Annotated in this window: 6 protein-coding genes, 1 tRNA gene and 1 CRISPR repeat array (1 of these 8 only partly in view); of the genes, 5 read left to right on the forward strand and 2 right to left on the reverse strand. The window is 60.3% G+C overall.

The window, feature by feature from the left end; translation table 11 throughout:
• Positions 1–161: 161 nt before the first annotated feature.
• Positions 162–449, reverse strand: a complete 288-nt coding sequence (locus tag NP603_RS13970) for a DUF6538 domain-containing protein (RefSeq protein ID WP_256611516.1) — start codon at positions 447–449, stop codon at positions 162–164.
• Positions 450–543: 94 nt separating this feature from the next.
• Positions 544–631, reverse strand: a tRNA-Ser gene (locus tag NP603_RS13975).
• 281 nt (positions 632–912) lie between these two features.
• On the opposite strand from NP603_RS13975, the gene NP603_RS13980 reads away from it, so the two are divergent.
• The 5 genes from NP603_RS13980 to NP603_RS14000 are packed head-to-tail and all read left to right on the forward strand — an operon-like array spanning position 913 to position 10,427.
• On the forward strand, positions 913–1,329 hold the full coding sequence (locus NP603_RS13980; protein ID WP_256611517.1) for a response regulator: 417 nt from the start codon (positions 913–915) through the stop codon (positions 1,327–1,329).
• A gap of 45 nt (positions 1,330–1,374) precedes the next feature.
• Positions 1,375–3,399: an EAL domain-containing protein gene (locus NP603_RS13985; protein WP_256611518.1), complete on the forward strand. Its 2,025-nt coding sequence runs from the start codon at positions 1,375–1,377 to the stop codon at positions 3,397–3,399.
• Between the two features lie 56 nt (positions 3,400–3,455).
• Positions 3,456–6,389: a TonB-dependent receptor gene (locus NP603_RS13990; RefSeq protein ID WP_256611519.1), complete on the forward strand. Its 2,934-nt coding sequence runs from the start codon at positions 3,456–3,458 to the stop codon at positions 6,387–6,389.
• Positions 6,389–6,925: a YfiR family protein gene (locus NP603_RS13995; protein ID WP_256611520.1), complete on the forward strand. Its 537-nt coding sequence runs from the start codon at positions 6,389–6,391 to the stop codon at positions 6,923–6,925. Before NP603_RS13990 ends, NP603_RS13995 begins: the two co-directional genes overlap by 1 nt.
• A gap of 19 nt (positions 6,926–6,944) precedes the next feature.
• Entirely contained in the window at positions 6,945–10,427 is a 3,483-nt protein-coding gene (locus NP603_RS14000) for a response regulator (RefSeq protein ID WP_256611521.1), read from the forward strand.
• Positions 10,428–10,454: 27 nt separating this feature from the next.
• Positions 10,455–18,192: direct repeats of the CRISPR family, unit length 36 nt; unit sequence GCTTCAATGAGGCCCCGGCGGGTGGCCGGGGAATGC; it runs 642 nt beyond the window's last position.

Genomic DNA, 18,192 nt, shown 5'->3' on the forward strand with positions numbered 1-18,192 from the left:
CCCCAACTGCTTGGCGCAGGTTTTATAGTCGTCGTGGGTCAGTTTCTTGAAGATTTTGCTGTGCAAGGCCACGCTGCGGCGGCGCATTTCCAGGTAATCGGCGGGGGTAAATACGATTTCATTCATTACGTTCTGGAATGTCCAAGGTAAAAGGTAACTGGTTAGGCCCGCGAGTGCCTTAATTTTTGCTCGATCCGCTCTATTAACCCGGTCCTCTGTTTAAGGCTAAGTCGGCATGCTTCGCTCGTCTTGCCTGTTTTGAGATCGTGCAAAAGCGATTTGAAATGCGCAGCAAGCTTAAGCGCTCTTCGCGCTGCTTCGTCGCTGTCTTGAGTTCTGAGGCTGTGGAAAATTTCGCGAGTTTTGATGATTTCGCGAAGGTCGGCGGGAACGCCGAGGCGGAAATAAAAGACGTTTTTTCGTCTTACGAGGTATGGAATTTTTGCCATAACAACAGCCCCTTTGTAGCACGGTCTTGTAGCAAAAGCCGTTTCTACTCAGGGGTTATTGTCATTAATCTTTTAAAAACAAAGATTTATGTTTTGGCGGAGAAAGAGGGATTCGAACCCTCGATACGTTTCCGTATACACACTTTCCAGGCGTGCGCCTTCGACCGCTCGGCCATCTCTCCAAAATCTTGATCAGCCGCATTGTTGCCGAAGGCAAATTTCGCATTGGCATATTGCTTGCTGATCCAATCCCCATAGGATAATTCAAAAGGTGTCGAATTGCAATCGACGCTTTGATCGGCACTTCAAATGCGAAACCGGCGGTTTGCGGATAAATCAGGCTGGCCGTTACCCGGAGTGCGTCCGATTGCGGCTAGGCGAGAATTTGGCTAATCTTACTTTTGCGCTTCCGCCGCTTTTATGGGAAGCGGCAGTTTGCTCAGCCGAAACGACTTACCTCCGCATGGACGATACCAATCCCAATAAACCCAGAATTCTGATCGTCGACGACGTTAATGAAAATCTGCATACGTTACTGAACATTCTGCGCGGAAAATATGCGATCCAGGCGGCGACCAGCGGCAGTAAAGCGTTGGAAATCGCCAGCCATGTGCCGCCGCCCGATTTGATTCTGCTCGATATTCTGATGCCGGAAATGGACGGCTACCAGGTGCTGCAAAAGCTGAGGAACCAAGCCGCTACCGCCGATATACCGGTGATTTTCGTGACGGCGGCCGGAGAAAATCAGGACGCGGCCCGAGGTTACGCGCTTGGCGCTGCCGATTACGTCGCCAAACCGGTGGTGGCAGAAATCTTACTGGCACGCGTTGAGGCGCATTTGGAACTGGCGGCCTATCGCAAACGCTACGGCCGGCTATAATCAAACGCTTACACCCTCGAACAACCCTTTCCCGAATTCAGACCGATGAGCAGAGACGACAGCGCAGTGCCGAGCGGCAGGCCGACCATTTTGGTCGTAGACGATTTGCCGGAAAACATCCACGGTCTTCTCGAGGCTTTGAAAGACGACTATAGCATTTTGGTGGCGACCGACGGTCCGAAAGCCGTGGAGCTTGCGCAAGGGCCGACACCGCCGGATCTGGTGTTGCTGGACGTGAAAATGCCCGGAATGGACGGTTACGAAGTGTGCCGGCGGCTGAAAAGCAGCCCGAAGACCTGCAATATTCCGATTCTGTTCGTGACTATCGTCGATGCCTCCGGCGAGAAAATTCGCGGTTTCTCGCTCGGCGCCGCCGATTTCATCACCAAACCCTTCGATATCGACGAAGTCCGTGCCAGAGTCAAAACCCATCTCGAGCTCGGCCGCTTGCGCCGGGTGTTGGAAGGCCGGGTGGAGCGGCTCAACGAATACAAACACGCGGCCGACGTATCCAATATTGTTTCCAGAACCGATCCGGAGGGTGTCATCACCTACGTCAACGACGCGTTTGTCGATACCTACGGCTATACGCGCGAGGAACTGATCGGCAAAACCCATCGTATGATCTGCGATCCGAGCACGCCGCCGGGCCTGATCCGGGAGATGTGGAGCACGATTCTGTCCGGAGCGATATGGCGCGGCACCTTCAGCAATCTTAGCAAAGCCGGCGAAGAGGTCTACGTCAACAACACCATCGTGCCGATTCTGAACCCTGATGGCAGCATCCGCGAATTCATTTCCACCAGCGTAAACGTCACTTATCTGATCAAACAGGAAGAATTGATCCGCCAGCAAACCACCGACGCCTTGACCGGCCTGCCGAATCGGGTCAAGTTGATGCAGGATTTGGGCAAGGCCTCCAACCAGGCGATGCTCGGCATGATCAATATCGATCAATTCAAGGCGATCAACGATTTTTACGGGCTGTGCAACGGCGACAAAGTGCTGCTGGAAATCGGCGACCGCCTGCAAAAAATGGCGGCCGGGCGCGCTTCGGCCTACCGGATCGGCGGCGATCTGTTCGCGCTGTTTGCCGAGAACCAGGGCGAAACGGCCGACTTCGAAAATTTGATTGCCGGCATCGTCAACCAACTGGAATCGGTGGCCGTCGATTGCGGCGACGACAAAATCAATATCCGCGTCACCGCCGGTATTTGTTTCGGCCGCGACAATACCTACACCCATGCCGCACTGGCCTTGGAGCGGGCGCGGATCGAGCGCCGCGATTATTTGGTCTATACCGACCAGATGGAGATCAAATCGCATTACAAGGACAATATCCGCTGGAGCCAGAAAATCCGCAACGCCTTGAACGATGGCCGCATCGTGCCGTTTTTTCAACCCATCGTCGACAACCGTAGCGGCAAGGTCTGCAAACACGAGGCTTTGATGCGGATGATAGACGAGGACGGCGAAGTCATTGCCCCGACCTTTTTGCAGGCGGCCAAACTGTCCCGCCAATACGCGGCCTTGACCAAAGCCATCGTCGAGCAGGCGGTGGCGGTTTTGGCAGAGTGCAGCGGCGAGGTCGCCATCAATCTGACTGTGGAAGACATTCTGGACAGCAACACGGCCGCCTTTATCGACCAAAAACTGGCGCAACCCGGTATCGGCAGCCGCGTCGTATTGGAAATAACCGAAACCGAGGGCATCGAAAATTACGAGGAAGTCCGCCTGTTCGTCGACCGGATGAAAACCTACGGCTGTAAATTTGCGATCGACGATTTCGGCAGCGGTTATTCCAATTTCGTGCACTTGCTGCGCTTGAAAATCGATTATCTGAAAATCGACGGCTCGATCATCATGAACATCATCGACGATCCGGATTCGGAAGCGATTGCCCAAGTCATCGTCGACGCCGCGCGCCGTCTGGGGATGCGCACGGTGGCGGAATACGTCGGCAGCGCCGATATTCAAATCAAGGCCAAGGAATTGGGCATCGATTTCTCGCAAGGGTACTATATCGGCAAGCCCTTGCCCAAGCCTCTATCCGGCGGATATGCGAATTAAGGCGGCGACGGCCGGCGGGCGATTTTGGGCCGGCGCTAGTTAATCCGGACCGCGCGATGTCTCGGTTACTGCACCGGTTAGCCCTTGCCACCCTTTGCGGCGGAGTGCTTTGCCCATCGGTTCGCGCCGACATCAGCACGGCGATGATACGCGGCCAAGTCCAGCTCGGCGACGGTGGCGACCAGGCCGGAACGCAGATCATTGTGACCAACCTGCAACGCGGCTTCTCGACCCGTACCTTCCCCCGCGCCGACGGCTCTTACGTACTGATGGCGTTAAAGCCCGGACGCTACCGGCTTTCGGTGCTGGCTGCGGACGGCCGGCGGGCGGAACAGGAGCTGACGCTGCAGGTCGGCCAGACCGCCTTGCTCGACATTACGCTCGATCCGAAACCCGATACCGCCAGCGCGGCCGCCGAACCGGCCGAACAAAATTCGTCGGAACTGGCGACCTACTTGACGCCGGAGCAAATGCAACGCTTGCCGCAAGTCAACCGCAATTTCCTGAATTACGCCGACCTGGCGCCCGGAGTGAATGTCGTCAACGGCGAGGAGGGCACTACCCGCCTACAGAGCGGGGGCCAAAGGCCGGACAGCGTCAATCTGTTCATCGACGGCGTCAGCCAGAAAAACTATGTGGTTCGTGGCGGCGTGGCTGGTCAGGATTCCAGCAAAGGCAACGTGTTCCCGGAATCGGCCGTGGCCGAATACAAGGTGATCAGCCAAAACTACAAAGCCGAATTCGATCAAGTTGCTGCCGCAGCGGTTTCGGTCCAAACCAAATCAGGCGGCAACCGGTTCCAGGGCGAAGCCTTTTACGACCACACCAACCAGGATTTGCGCTCGGCTACGCCCAGTGAACAACTCGCCGGCAAGCGCGATTCCGAGCAGGCCCAGTACGGCGTAACCTTGAGCGGTCCCATCGTCAAAGACGTCGCCCATTTCTTCATGGCCTACGAACGCAAGGTCAACGACGACTTCGCCAACGTCGCCGCCGGTGACGGCGGGCCGCTACCGGCGGCTTACCAGCCTTTACTCGGCGCATTCAACCGGCCGTTCGAGCAGGACTTGTTTTTCGGCAAATTGGATTGGGCGCTCGGTGCCAGGCATCTGCTGGAGGCCTCGTTCAAGTTCCGCGACGAAACCGAAAGTTTGGGAATCGGCGGCATCAATGCCCGCACCTATGCGCTGGAGAAAGGCAACAGCGAGCATCGGCTGGACTTCAAATACCAATATAGCGCCGAACATTGGGTCAACGAGGCCCGCTTCACTCACGAGGACGCCAACTGGCAGCAAACGCCTGCCGAAAACTCGCCCGGCATCTTGTTGCAGCGCCTGGACGGCAGTCTGAGCGGCAACACGCTGGCCAGCCGCTCGGTGTTGAACGCGGGCGGCAGTACCAATTACCAAAAGAAAGGCCAGAACGGACCGGGCCTGCAAAACGATTTAACCTTCAGCGATTTGCATTGGTACGGCGAGCATATCGCCAAAGTCGGCGCCAAACTGAAGCGGATCGAACTCAGTGCGCTGGAGCGCGACCCTTACCATCCGCAGTTCAGTTTCAACTTGAACAACCCGGCCGGCAACCCATACCGGGTGCGCTGGGCTTCGGCGCTGGCCGGTGCCGGCGACGGCAGTACCGCCAGCGATGTGACCCAATTGGGCGTTTATTTGCAGGACGATTGGCAGGTCGACAAACATCTGAGTTTGAATCTGGGTTTGCGCTGGGATTACGAATACAACCCCGGTTACTTGAATTTCGTCACGCCGGCTGACGTGGCGGGCGCTTTGCGCGGCTGGAGCAATCTGCATAACGGCAACGCCGGTTACGATATCGAAAACTTCATCAGCAACGGCGACAACCGCAGCGCCGACAGCAACAACATCGCGCCGCGCTTGGGCTTTGCCTACGATCTATTGGCCGACCAGCGTCATGTCCTATTCGGCGGTTTTGCCCGGGCCTACGATCGCAATATCTACGACGTGTTGCAACTGGAACGGACCAAGGGCACTTACCCGAGCTACAGCGTCAATTTTCAGGGCGATCCCAACTACGATTGCGCCGCGGCAGCCGATTGCATCGCCTGGGCGCCGGAATACCTGAATTACTCGCCGGCGCAGTTGACGGCGTTGACCGGCGCCGTTCCGGGGACCAGCCGAGAAATCAACCTGATCCGCAACAACTTGAAAACGCCGTTCTCCGACCAGTTCAGCCTGGGCATGCGCAACCGGATCGGCGACTGGTTCACCGAAATCGCCTTTTCGCACGTGGTCAGCTACAACGGCGTGGTCGGGCTATTGGGCGGCCGCAATGCCGACGGCAGCTTCTATGCGCCGGGTTCGGCGTTCGGCGGTACCTTCCAGGCCTTGCCGGGCTACGGCCAACTGATTCTGTTCGATAACGGTGTGCAGACCAAAACCAATTCGATCTTCCTGAAAGCCGAAAAGCCTTACCACCCGGACAGCGGTTGGGGCATGACCTTTGCCTATACCTTTACCGATTCGGAAGAAAACAAACCGCAATCGTTTGCCGACAACAGCAGCTACCTGTTCGAATACCCCAATACCCATAGCGTCGGCTGGCTGGACACCGCTGGCGTGCGCAAACATAAAATCGTCGCCAGCGGCAGCGTCGATTTGCCGTGGGACCTGATTTTCTCCGCCAAACTGACCTTGGCCACGCCGGAAACTCGCTCCGGCGTCAACTGCAACGGCGGCTGCCGCTTCGATACCTTTACGCCGCGCGGCCAAGACTTTATTTTTCCCGGCAATTGGTGGGGTTACCGCCAGGTCGACGTCGCCTTGATCAAAAGTTTCGATACTCCGCACGACACGCGTATGAAACTGCGCCTGGATGTGCTGAATCTGTTCGATTTCAAAAACTACGCGGGGTTTAACTCGGATTTCGCCTCGCCGAATTTCGGCTCGCCGCTGGGCACATTGGCCGGGCCGGGATTCACGCTTAAGCTGACCGCGCGGTTGGAGTTTTGATGGCCGATTTCGCACCGACACCGCGGCGACGTTGCCCAGCGCCGATCCGGCTGCTGGGATTGGTGTTCGGCTTGCTGCTGCAGACCGGCCATGCCGACGATGCGGAGGAGGCCAAAACCAAAGCGAACTACCTGTACAACTTTACCAAGTTCGTCGAATGGCCGGCGCCGGCGGCCGATACGCTGCACATTTGCGTGGTCGGTTCCGAAGCGGTCGTCAACATCTTGAGCGACCTGGCCAGCCGCGACACCAAGGGCCGCCTGCTGCAGATCTGGTCGGGAGTCGATGACCCGCACGTTTGCCAGATCTTGTATGTCGAGCGCACGGTCGCGGAATTGCCGGCGCTGATGCGCGAGGTCAGCGGTACTCCGGTGTTGACGGTCAGCGATGCCGACGCTTTTGCCGAGCAGGGCGGGGCCGTCGGATTTTATAGCGAGAATGGACAGATCAAGCTCAGCGTCAATCCGGAAGCAGTACGCAAAGCTCAACTGAAAATCAACGCCCTGCTGATGGAAATAGCCCGTATCGTCCGGTGATGAACGCGAGACCCCAGCCATGATCGATATCAAAAGCGATATGAACATCAAAACCAAACTGGTGCTGATCATGCTGGCGACCAGCTGCGTCGCCTTGGTGCTGGCCGGCGCCGGTTTTATCGCCTACGAGCACGTCCGCGTCAAATCCGACATGGACCGCGATTTACGCTCGTTGGCGCGTATCGTCGCCAACCGCAGCACCGTTGCTCTGTCATTCAACGACAGCGGCGTCGCTGCCGCCACACTGGCCGCGCTCAGCGTGAAAAGCAGCATAGTCTCGGCTTGCATTTACGACCGGACAGACCATTTATTTGCCGAATACCGCCGCGACGAGACTTGCCCGCCGCTATATCCGGGCTTGTTCGGCGAAGGCGGCGTCCTGGTTTACGAGCGATACAGCAACGTCGGCGAGGACATTGTGTTGGACGGCCAGATTTTGGGCAAAGTCTGGATCAAAGCCAGCCTGAACGAACTGGTCGGCTTGTGGCGCGAGTTTCTGCTGGCGGCGGCAGCGATCATCGCCTTGTCGGCGACGATTGCGCTGTTATTGGCTTCCCGCTTGCAGCGCGTGGTGTCGGTGCCGCTGATGCAGCTGAAAAAAACCGTCGAGACCATCAATAGCCAGAAAAACTACACACTGCGCGCCGCGGTGGACAGCGACGACGAATTCGGCGCGTTGAACCGGGCCTTCAACACGATGATCGCCACAATCGAAGCCCGCGACCGGGAGCTGTTGGCCGCCAATCGGCAACTGGCCGAAAACGAAAAACAACTGGCCGGCATCAACGAAGCGCTGGAAGAAAGGGTGGCGGCGCGTACCGCCGAATTGGCCGACAGCAACGCCAAACTGGCGCACAACAGCGTCATCTTGGCGACGGTACTGGACAGCATGTCGCAGGGCTTGATCGCATTCGACGGTAATCTGAAACTGTTGGTATGGAATAAGCAGCTCAGCGAAGTGCGCGGTTATCCGGATACCATGTTGCAGGTCGGCCGCGACCACGCCGAATTCGTCCGCTTCGATCTGGACCACGAAACCCTGCGCTTCAAAAACCCGGACGGCGCCCTTAACGAATTGTTCGCACAGATTGCCCGGTTTCAGCCGCACCGTTTCACCCGCACCCGGCTCGACGGCCGCGTCATCGAAATCGCCGGCGGTCCGATTGCCGACGGCGGCTTCGTCAGTACCTACGAAGACGTCACGCTAAGGATCCAGGCCGAGGCCGCATTGAAAGAAGCCCGCGACGCCGCCGAATCCGCCACCCAGACCAAGAGCCAATTCCTGGCCAATATGTCGCACGAGATCCGCACGCCGATGAACGGCGTGCTGGGCATGCTGCATCTGGCGCTGCAAACCGATTTGAACGCGTCGCAACGCAATTACCTGGCCAAGGCGCACAGCTCGGCGCGAGCTCTGCTCGGGATTTTGAACGACATCCTGGATTTCTCGAAAATAGAAGCCGGCAAACTGGTGCTGGAATGCATCGAGTTTCAGTTCGACAGCGTGGTCGAACAACTGGCCGACACGATCGGCTACCAGGCCGGCCAGAAGGGTATCGAGTTCTTGATCCGACACGATCCGCAAATTCCGCCGATTCTGGTCGGCGACCCGTTGCGCTTCGGCCAGATATTGACCAACTTGTGCGGCAACGCCTTGAAATTCACCGAAGCCGGCGAACTGGAACTGGCGTTTTATTGCACGGCCAAGACCGAGCAGAGTATCGACTTGCGGGTTTCGGTACGCGACACCGGCATCGGCATGACAGCCGCCGACAAAGACAAATTGTTCAAGGAATTCACCCAGGCCGACCAGGGCACCAGCCGCCGCTTCGGCGGTACCGGGCTGGGCTTGGCCATTTGTAAAACCCTGGTGGAAATGATGCACGGCCGGATCTGGATCGAGCATTCGGAGCCGGGCAAAGGCACCACATTCTGTTTTACCGTGCAATTGGGCGTAGCCGGCGAAACCCTGGCCCGGCAACGGGCGATGCAGCGCAGCATCGGCGCGCTGCTGGCCGACGTCCGCGTATTGGTGGTGGACGACAACGCCGCCTCGCGGGAAATCATTGCCGACATGTTGCGGCCGTTTCATTTACGCATCGATTGCGCCGCCAGTGCCGCCGCCGCATTGAATCGGATCGGCCAAGCCGGCGCCGAAGCCTACGATGTGGTGCTGATGGATTGGAAAATGCCCGGCATGAACGGCGACGAAGCGGTGCACCGGATTCGGGCCGACTCCGGACTGGCGCGGCAACCGAAAGTGATCATGGTCACCGCTTACGGCAGCGAAGACGTCATGCACGCGGCGGGCCGAGCCGGAATCGACGGTTTTTTGGTCAAACCGGTATCGCCGTCCTCCTTGCTGGATGCGATCCTGTCGGCCTTGGGCCGCGGCCGGGTGCAGGCCATGGCCGACAAATTCAAACAGATCGGCCTCGGGACCGCCGGCAACATCGAGCATTTGCAGGGTATCCGCCTGTTGTTGGTGGAGGACAACGAAATCAACCGCGAATTTGCGTTGGAGTTGTTGCGCAGCCATGGGATGGAAGTCGACGAAGCGGTCAATGGCGAAGAAGCGGTCAACATGGTGCAGCAACAAACTTACGATGCGGTGTTGATGGACATCCAAATGCCGGTCCTGGATGGCTTGCAAGCCAGCCGCAGGATCCGGGAACTGGCGGCAGTGACCGGCGACGGCCGTTACGCCAGGGTGCCGATTATTGCAATGACCGCGCATGCAATGGCGCGCGACGTCGAAAAAAGCCTGGAGGCCGGAATGAACGACCACATCACCAAACCCATCGATCCGGAGCGGCTCTTGTCGGCACTGGCGACTTGGGTGCCGTTGCCGCAACGCGAAGCCGGCGCCAATCCGAACGGCCAGCCCGATTTACCGGCCGATTTGGCGGGACTGACCGCCGTCGACGCCGCGCAAGGCATTCGCCGCATCGGCGGCAACGCCGACGCCTACCGCAAACAACTGCAACGGTTTGCCGCGCATTATCCCGGCGCCGTGGTCGAGATTGGCCGCTTGGTCGACGCCGGCGACCTGAAAACCGCCGAAGAGCGTTGCCATGCCCTGAAAGGCGTCAGCGGCAACCTGGCGGCAGTGGCGCTGTTCGAAGCGGCGGCCGAGGTCGACAGCCTGCTGAAACAAAACCGATGCCCGGACCCCGGCCAATTGCAGCGGATGGACCGCTTGTTGGCCGATTTACTGGCCGAAATCGGCAATCTGCCCGCCGCCGGGCATGCCGCCACGCCGGCGGAGAACGTAACGGCCAAGCCGCAGGCGGAGATCGCCGTGTTACTGGAAAAATTGGCATACGCCCTGGATCACGATCTGGGCGCGGCGGAAGATTTGATGGAACAAGTGCGCGCCAGTCTGGCGGACAGCCGTTACCGGGCGACGGTGGCCGAAATCGGCAAAAACCTGGACCGCTTTGCGATCGACGATGCCCAAGCTCAACTGGCCGAACTACGCCGGCTGATAGCGCAAGGTTAGCCGCTTGTCCCATTGTTTTTCCGTCTCGCTTCAATGAGGCCCCGGCGGGTGGCCGGGGAATGCACGCCACCGCTGGCTTGGCTTTGCTTTTTGATTGCGCTTCAATGAGGCCCCGGCGGGTAGCCGGGGAATGCTAGAGACTCTACCCTTTCAGGTTGACCTCGACGTTGCTTCAATGAGGCCCCGGCGGGTAGCCGGGGAATGCCGGCTCACTGGCATGTAACCCGCGTCGATATCACGGGGCTTCAATGAGGCCCCGGCGGGTAGCCGGGGAATGCGATATGGGGGTGCTGGTCAAACAATGGACCCATCAAGCTTCAATGAGGCCCCGGCGGGTGGCCGGGGAATGCCCGAGCAAACGCGGCCGCGATGCGCTCGGGTTTCAACGCTTCAATGAGGCCCCGGCGGGTGGCCGGGGAATGCCCGACTCAAGCGCCAAGGCCAGCGCGTCGTATTCGGGCTTCAATGAGGCCCCGGCGGGTGGCCGGGGAATGCGTGGGCATCACCGGCAGCTTGTCGGCCGATCAGATCGCTTCAATGAGGCCCCGGCGGGTGGCCGGGGAATGCGAATTGCTTAAAATTCCTTGCATAGCCAATGCGGCGCTTCAATGAGGCCCCGGCGGGTGGCCGGGGAATGCCCATCGTTCAGCAGTTCTGGGCCATCTTCGACTACTTGCTTCAATGAGGCCCCGGCGGGTGGCCGGGGAATGCACGACTTCGAGATCGCGACCATTCTGGCGTCGCTGGCTTCAATGAGGCCCCGGCGGGTGGCCGGGGAATGCGGCGCTCGCGGTCCGGGTGAGGGGTGTTGGCGTGCCAGCTTCAATGAGGCCCCGGCGGGTGGCCGGGGAATGCGGCAAGCATCGATAAAAGAAGAGAAACTAAAGGAAAGGCTTCAATGAGGCCCCGGCGGGTGGCCGGGGAATGCCCCGAGCAAAGCGCTGTGATTGCCAACCAACAGGCCCGCTTCAATGAGGCCCCGGCGGGTGGCCGGGGAATGCGGCCAAAGAGGCGGAAAACCTGGACGAAGAAGACGAGCTTCAATGAGGCCCCGGCGGGTGGCCGGGGAATGCATTGATAGCCGTTTACCGTGAACAGCCCACGCGATGGCTTCAATGAGGCCCCGGCGGGTGGCCGGGGAATGCCCGAGCAAACGCGGCCGCGATGCGCTCGGGTTTCAACGCTTCAATGAGGCCCCGGCGGGTGGCCGGGGAATGCAAGGCCGCACGCGAAAGACTGTTTAAGCGATTTCACGAGCTTCAATGAGGCCCCGGCGGGTGGCCGGGGAATGCGCCGGTAAGCGAGAGTTAGTCAGAAACTTAGCGGCCCAGCTTCAATGAGGCCCCGGCGGGTGGCCGGGGAATGCCGGACAACTCCTCGGCTGGCGGACTGTTTGCGCCGTTGCTTCAATGAGGCCCCGGCGGGTGGCCGGGGAATGCAGCAAGTACGACCTTCTTCAGGGACCGCTTTGTCATCGCTTCAATGAGGCCCCGGCGGGTGGCCGGGGAATGCTTTGACCGGAAAGAGTTGCAAGACATATATTCAACGCTTCAATGAGGCCCCGGCGGGTGGCCGGGGAATGCCGTCATTGGCTCCGGGTAGGGTGCTGGCATCGCTCGGCTTCAATGAGGCCCCGGCGGGTGGCCGGGGAATGCAGCGGCTCCGACCGCGAGCCAAAGCTGAAAAAGATCGCTTCAATGAGGCCCCGGCGGGTGGCCGGGGAATGCGCCCTGACGTTTTCTATCTGCGCCATAAGCCCTTCTGCTTCAATGAGGCCCCGGCGGGTGGCCGGGGAATGCGTTTCTGATCCAAGGCGCATTGGAAGCAAACAAAAAGCTTGCTTCAATGAGGCCCCGGCGGGTGGCCGGGGAATGCTGGGTAAGGGAATACTTGACCAGCAACCGAGCAAGAGGCTTCAATGAGGCCCCGGCGGGTGGCCGGGGAATGCGCCGGATGTTTGGTGGTTGTATTGTCCGCGCACTGCGGCTTCAATGAGGCCCCGGCGGGTGGCCGGGGAATGCGGAGTGAATTATTGCGTTGACATGACTTTGTTTTTGGTAGCTTCAATGAGGCCCCGGCGGGTGGCCGGGGAATGCGCTTGCCTTACCAGATACTCAACACCACCAACACGATCGCTTCAATGAGGCCCCGGCGGGTGGCCGGGGAATGCAGCCATTTGAAAGCCGTATTTCGTCGCGATAAAAGCGCTTCAATGAGGCCCCGGCGGGTGGCCGGGGAATGCTCCTGCATCGTGATTTTTTGTCGCCACACACCGCCAGCTTCAATGAGGCCCCGGCGGGTGGCCGGGGAATGCCAAAAAATTGACGGGAAGGTTGTAGAGCGAGAATTGCTTCAATGAGGCCCCGGCGGGTGGCCGGGGAATGCGCATCAGGTCCATTATGCAACGTCTCCTTCGCGTACAGCTTCAATGAGGCCCCGGCGGGTGGCCGGGGAATGCTGGTGGCGCCTTGCTGCGGCAACCAGATACCACGATGCTTCAATGAGGCCCCGGCGGGTGGCCGGGGAATGCGTGCCGGACGCCTGGACGCCAGCGCCGTTATCCGCGCTTCAATGAGGCCCCGGCGGGTGGCCGGGGAATGCCAGTTTATTTGCAAAGCGGAATTCGCCGGCAATGCCGCTTCAATGAGGCCCCGGCGGGTGGCCGGGGAATGCGGCCAACGATGCCAAAGTGACATCCGCATCGGTGGTGCTTCAATGAGGCCCCGGCGGGTGGCCGGGGAATGCCTTCTATGACTGAGCAAAGATTAAGTACTGGTTCAAGCTTCAATGAGGCCCCGGCGGGTGGCCGGGGAATGCTTAGGCGACCTGGCGCAAAATTACGACGAATACTGGGCTTCAATGAGGCCCCGGCGGGTGGCCGGGGAATGCGAGAAATGATGGCAAAGGCATTGACTGAATTTTGGGGCTTCAATGAGGCCCCGGCGGGTGGCCGGGGAATGCGAGAAATGATGGCAAAGGCATTGACTGAATTTTGGGGCTTCAATGAGGCCCCGGCGGGTGGCCGGGGAATGCTCAAAGCGATTGACATTAAACCGAATGCGATTCTTAGCGCTTCAATGAGGCCCCGGCGGGTGGCCGGGGAATGCAGGACACAAGGATTTGCGCTCGCTGATGATTTACTAGCTTCAATGAGGCCCCGGCGGGTGGCCGGGGAATGCGTCGGGCCAGTTGAAGAGCTAGAGCCGCAAGAGCACGCTTCAATGAGGCCCCGGCGGGTGGCCGGGGAATGCGCCGATGACAAAGTGAGTCTTGACCGGCTCGTCATAGCTTCAATGAGGCCCCGGCGGGTGGCCGGGGAATGCTGTTGTTCTGTTGTTAATAAATAATAACTAGACCAATGCTTCAATGAGGCCCCGGCGGGTGGCCGGGGAATGCGACGCAACGCTCGCCCCTACTGCATCGTTTGGCACGTGCTTCAATGAGGCCCCGGCGGGTGGCCGGGGAATGCGTCAGTTCTGACATTTTTGTCTTCCCTCCGCCCATTTTTGCTTCAATGAGGCCCCGGCGGGTGGCCGGGGAATGCTAGTCCACCATTTGCGGCATTTGGGATTGACGCAGTTGCTTCAATGAGGCCCCGGCGGGTGGCCGGGGAATGCGGGTGCAATCGTTTGACGCTGAGATTCATCGGGCTGGCTTCAATGAGGCCCCGGCGGGTGGCCGGGGAATGCTGGGAAATTCAGTATATTAAGGGGGGGTTGATGTGAATGCTTCAATGAGGCCCCGGCGGGTGGCCGGGGAATGCGGCTCAATCAGCATCCAATCGAATCTGGATCGTTTCGGCGCTTCAATGAGGCCCCGGCGGGTGGCCGGGGAATGCAAAGTAAATCGAGCATCTCCGCCGCCGAATAAACCCGGCTTCAATGAGGCCCCGGCGGGTGGCCGGGGAATGCCTATCAAGACGAAGAAACGGCGCGGGTTGAGCAGTTTGCTTCAATGAGGCCCCGGCGGGTGGCCGGGGAATGCAACGTAGGTCGGCAGAATCAGGTTGACATCAGCAACGCTTCAATGAGGCCCCGGCGGGTGGCCGGGGAATGCGCGAGACTTGTCCGGTTTGCAAGCTTGTGAACTAGCGCTTCAATGAGGCCCCGGCGGGTGGCCGGGGAATGCCGATCAGAACGGAATTGCGCGCGGGCGATGCTACACCGCTTCAATGAGGCCCCGGCGGGTGGCCGGGGAATGCTGCCGCAACACTCAAGATACAAGCGCAGGCCAATAAACGCTTCAATGAGGCCCCGGCGGGTGGCCGGGGAATGCGACATCGACGCCGGCAATGGTGTGGTGCTGGTCGTTGCGGCTTCAATGAGGCCCCGGCGGGTGGCCGGGGAATGCTATCGATGAATCGAGAACCGGCTTGATCGAAGCCATCGCTTCAATGAGGCCCCGGCGGGTGGCCGGGGAATGCGGATCAACCGGTTCAGCCGGGACGCGTCGCAATTCGGGCTTCAATGAGGCCCCGGCGGGTGGCCGGGGAATGCGCCGAACGTGCACGCGCGGCCAAAACAATCAGCGCCGCTTCAATGAGGCCCCGGCGGGTGGCCGGGGAATGCCAGGGTACGCAAGGCTATTTAGTCGCGCAGCACTTAGGCTTCAATGAGGCCCCGGCGGGTGGCCGGGGAATGCTTATTTTGTCAATTAGTGAATATGCCGATTGCGCCATAGCTTCAATGAGGCCCCGGCGGGTGGCCGGGGAATGCGGTTTCGGTGGTTTGTTCAACCGGCGCGGACAATGCCGCTTCAATGAGGCCCCGGCGGGTGGCCGGGGAATGCGTTCCAAAACACACTTCGCCATCGAGGGCGGTCGTTTCGCTTCAATGAGGCCCCGGCGGGTGGCCGGGGAATGCTACATTACCGGAAAGGGGACCATACGATTTTCAGGTGCTTCAATGAGGCCCCGGCGGGTGGCCGGGGAATGCGGTGCGGGTTTGCCGGGCGGCACATTTTCCAGCATAGCTTCAATGAGGCCCCGGCGGGTGGCCGGGGAATGCTCGCCGCGCAAGTGCAAGCCGAGTCGGGCGGTAATCCGCTTCAATGAGGCCCCGGCGGGTGGCCGGGGAATGCTGCGATTCTGGACGTTGAACAAACGCCAGAACCTATCGCTTCAATGAGGCCCCGGCGGGTGGCCGGGGAATGCAAAATCAGACCGTCGCGTAACGGTGTATACGCTTTGCTTCAATGAGGCCCCGGCGGGTGGCCGGGGAATGCGCTGATTGTAAGGCTAGGCACCGATGACACTTGTGGCTTCAATGAGGCCCCGGCGGGTGGCCGGGGAATGCAAACGAAGAATGGGTGAAGCGTTGTCAATCGATGACGCTTCAATGAGGCCCCGGCGGGTGGCCGGGGAATGCGCGATGGACGCCGACGTTGACAACCAACAGCTCGAGCTTCAATGAGGCCCCGGCGGGTGGCCGGGGAATGCCTCAAATCACCGTCAGCGGCGAGCGGTACCGATTCGCTTCAATGAGGCCCCGGCGGGTGGCCGGGGAATGCGCGAACATCAACGCAGCGGCCGGCCTGGACATCTCGCTTCAATGAGGCCCCGGCGGGTGGCCGGGGAATGCCTTGTGTGCGGCTCAAACTACCTATCAGGCTTTGGCGGCTTCAATGAGGCCCCGGCGGGTGGCCGGGGAATGCGGGCGGAACGCTGTTTCGGCGTTGCGTCGAATCCGCAGCTTCAATGAGGCCCCGGCGGGTGGCCGGGGAATGCGCGTACATCTGCAATCAGGTCGATCCGGCAAATTCGGCTTCAATGAGGCCCCGGCGGGTGGCCGGGGAATGCTCAGCGAACATTTCCGCCAATCCGCTGATTTGCTTCGCTTCAATGAGGCCCCGGCGGGTGGCCGGGGAATGCGCCAGATGTTTCTGCGGCGTGCCTTCGCTGGTAATGTTCGCTTCAATGAGGCCCCGGCGGGTGGCCGGGGAATGCGTATCGCCGTGTTCGCCAGCCGGGATATATCGGCGGTGCTTCAATGAGGCCCCGGCGGGTGGCCGGGGAATGCGCGGACCGGGTGGAGAAGATCAAAACCGTGGCAACGCTTCAATGAGGCCCCGGCGGGTGGCCGGGGAATGCGAAATTAAATCGCTCGAATCGGTTGATATACACTGGGCTTCAATGAGGCCCCGGCGGGTGGCCGGGGAATGCGTTGAACGGCTGCGGCCCAGCAACCACCGGTTGAGCGCTTCAATGAGGCCCCGGCGGGTGGCCGGGGAATGCGCATGGTTGCATGGCACGTCGCTGGCTGGGATGACGTGCTTCAATGAGGCCCCGGCGGGTGGCCGGGGAATGCAAGCGCTGGACGGCGCTGCGCTGCAACACATTGAAGGGTTGCTTCAATGAGGCCCCGGCGGGTGGCCGGGGAATGCAGGTTGGAGCGCGCAGATTCGTTTGCAGCCAGCCGAGCTTCAATGAGGCCCCGGCGGGTGGCCGGGGAATGCGCGTGGCGCGATACGCCGATGCGAGCCGTTTAAGCGCTTGCTTCAATGAGGCCCCGGCGGGTGGCCGGGGAATGCTTCGGCACACCAAGTTTTTTGCCGGCGGTGCCCCGTTCGCTTCAATGAGGCCCCGGCGGGTGGCCGGGGAATGCAATCAATGGGGTAGCGAATGTCGCTTAGTACACCTTGCTTCAATGAGGCCCCGGCGGGTGGCCGGGGAATGCGCGCCGTCGCCGCGTAACCATCCGTACAGCCGCGGGCTTCAATGAGGCCCCGGCGGGTGGCCGGGGAATGCGGTACTGGGTCATTCGCAGCGCAAAATTGCGCCGCGCTTCAATGAGGCCCCGGCGGGTGGCCGGGGAATGCATCCGCCACAACCGTGCGCGCGGTAAACATCGAATTGCTTCAATGAGGCCCCGGCGGGTGGCCGGGGAATGCACCACCAAGACGGCGAACCGGTGGCGACCGTCGCCGGCTTCAATGAGGCCCCGGCGGGTGGCCGGGGAATGCTCGAAATACCGGAAAAAGCTGGGTCGGATGATCCAGGCTTCAATGAGGCCCCGGCGGGTGGCCGGGGAATGCAACGACGCATTGAACCATGCGATATTAAGCGCCAAGGCTTCAATGAGGCCCCGGCGGGTGGCCGGGGAATGCTGAGGAACCTGACCAGGCGAAACTCAGCCAGGAATGGCTTCAATGAGGCCCCGGCGGGTGGCCGGGGAATGCATCGTTTCGTTTTCTTTACCGACTCGGTGCCGGTGGCTTCAATGAGGCCCCGGCGGGTGGCCGGGGAATGCCGTTGGGCGACAAACTCATGAGGATATTCAAATGGCAGCTTCAATGAGGCCCCGGCGGGTGGCCGGGGAATGCCGGACGACGGTGCGAATATGCGATATTCAGTCAGGCTTCAATGAGGCCCCGGCGGGTGGCCGGGGAATGCCGCATCGGTTGGCTGGAATAGCCGCTGAACATGCCTCGCTTCAATGAGGCCCCGGCGGGTGGCCGGGGAATGCGTGTTGGCACCGGACGAGGTGCGGGAAAATCTGGCGCTTCAATGAGGCCCCGGCGGGTGGCCGGGGAATGCTTGGCCGATAACTGGGATGCCTTCGAGCAGTTGGGCGGGCTTCAATGAGGCCCCGGCGGGTGGCCGGGGAATGCTATGTGAATGCCGGCAAGCCTGCGTTCTATGCGCTCAAGCTTCAATGAGGCCCCGGCGGGTGGCCGGGGAATGCTTCAGCACAGTAACACCGTCGGATTGAATCCAACCGCTTCAATGAGGCCCCGGCGGGTGGCCGGGGAATGCATCAGTGCATAG

The organism is Methylomonas aurea (assembly GCF_024505045.1).
Taxonomy (GTDB): Bacteria; Pseudomonadota; Gammaproteobacteria; order Methylococcales; family Methylomonadaceae; genus Methylomonas; species Methylomonas aurea.

Excerpts from the sequence above, each read along its gene's own strand:
- NP603_RS13970 (WP_256611516.1), bottom strand. The coding sequence starts at position 449 with ATGGCAAAAATTCCATACCTCGTAAGACGAAAAAACGTCTTTTATTTC.
- NP603_RS13980 (WP_256611517.1), top strand. The coding sequence starts at position 913 with ATGGACGATACCAATCCCAATAAACCCAGAATTCTGATCGTCGACGAC.
- NP603_RS13985 (WP_256611518.1), top strand. The coding sequence starts at position 1,375 with ATGAGCAGAGACGACAGCGCAGTGCCGAGCGGCAGGCCGACCATTTTG.
- NP603_RS13990 (WP_256611519.1), top strand. The coding sequence starts at position 3,456 with ATGTCTCGGTTACTGCACCGGTTAGCCCTTGCCACCCTTTGCGGCGGA.
- NP603_RS13995 (WP_256611520.1), top strand. The coding sequence starts at position 6,389 with ATGGCCGATTTCGCACCGACACCGCGGCGACGTTGCCCAGCGCCGATC.
- NP603_RS14000 (WP_256611521.1), top strand. The coding sequence starts at position 6,945 with ATGATCGATATCAAAAGCGATATGAACATCAAAACCAAACTGGTGCTG.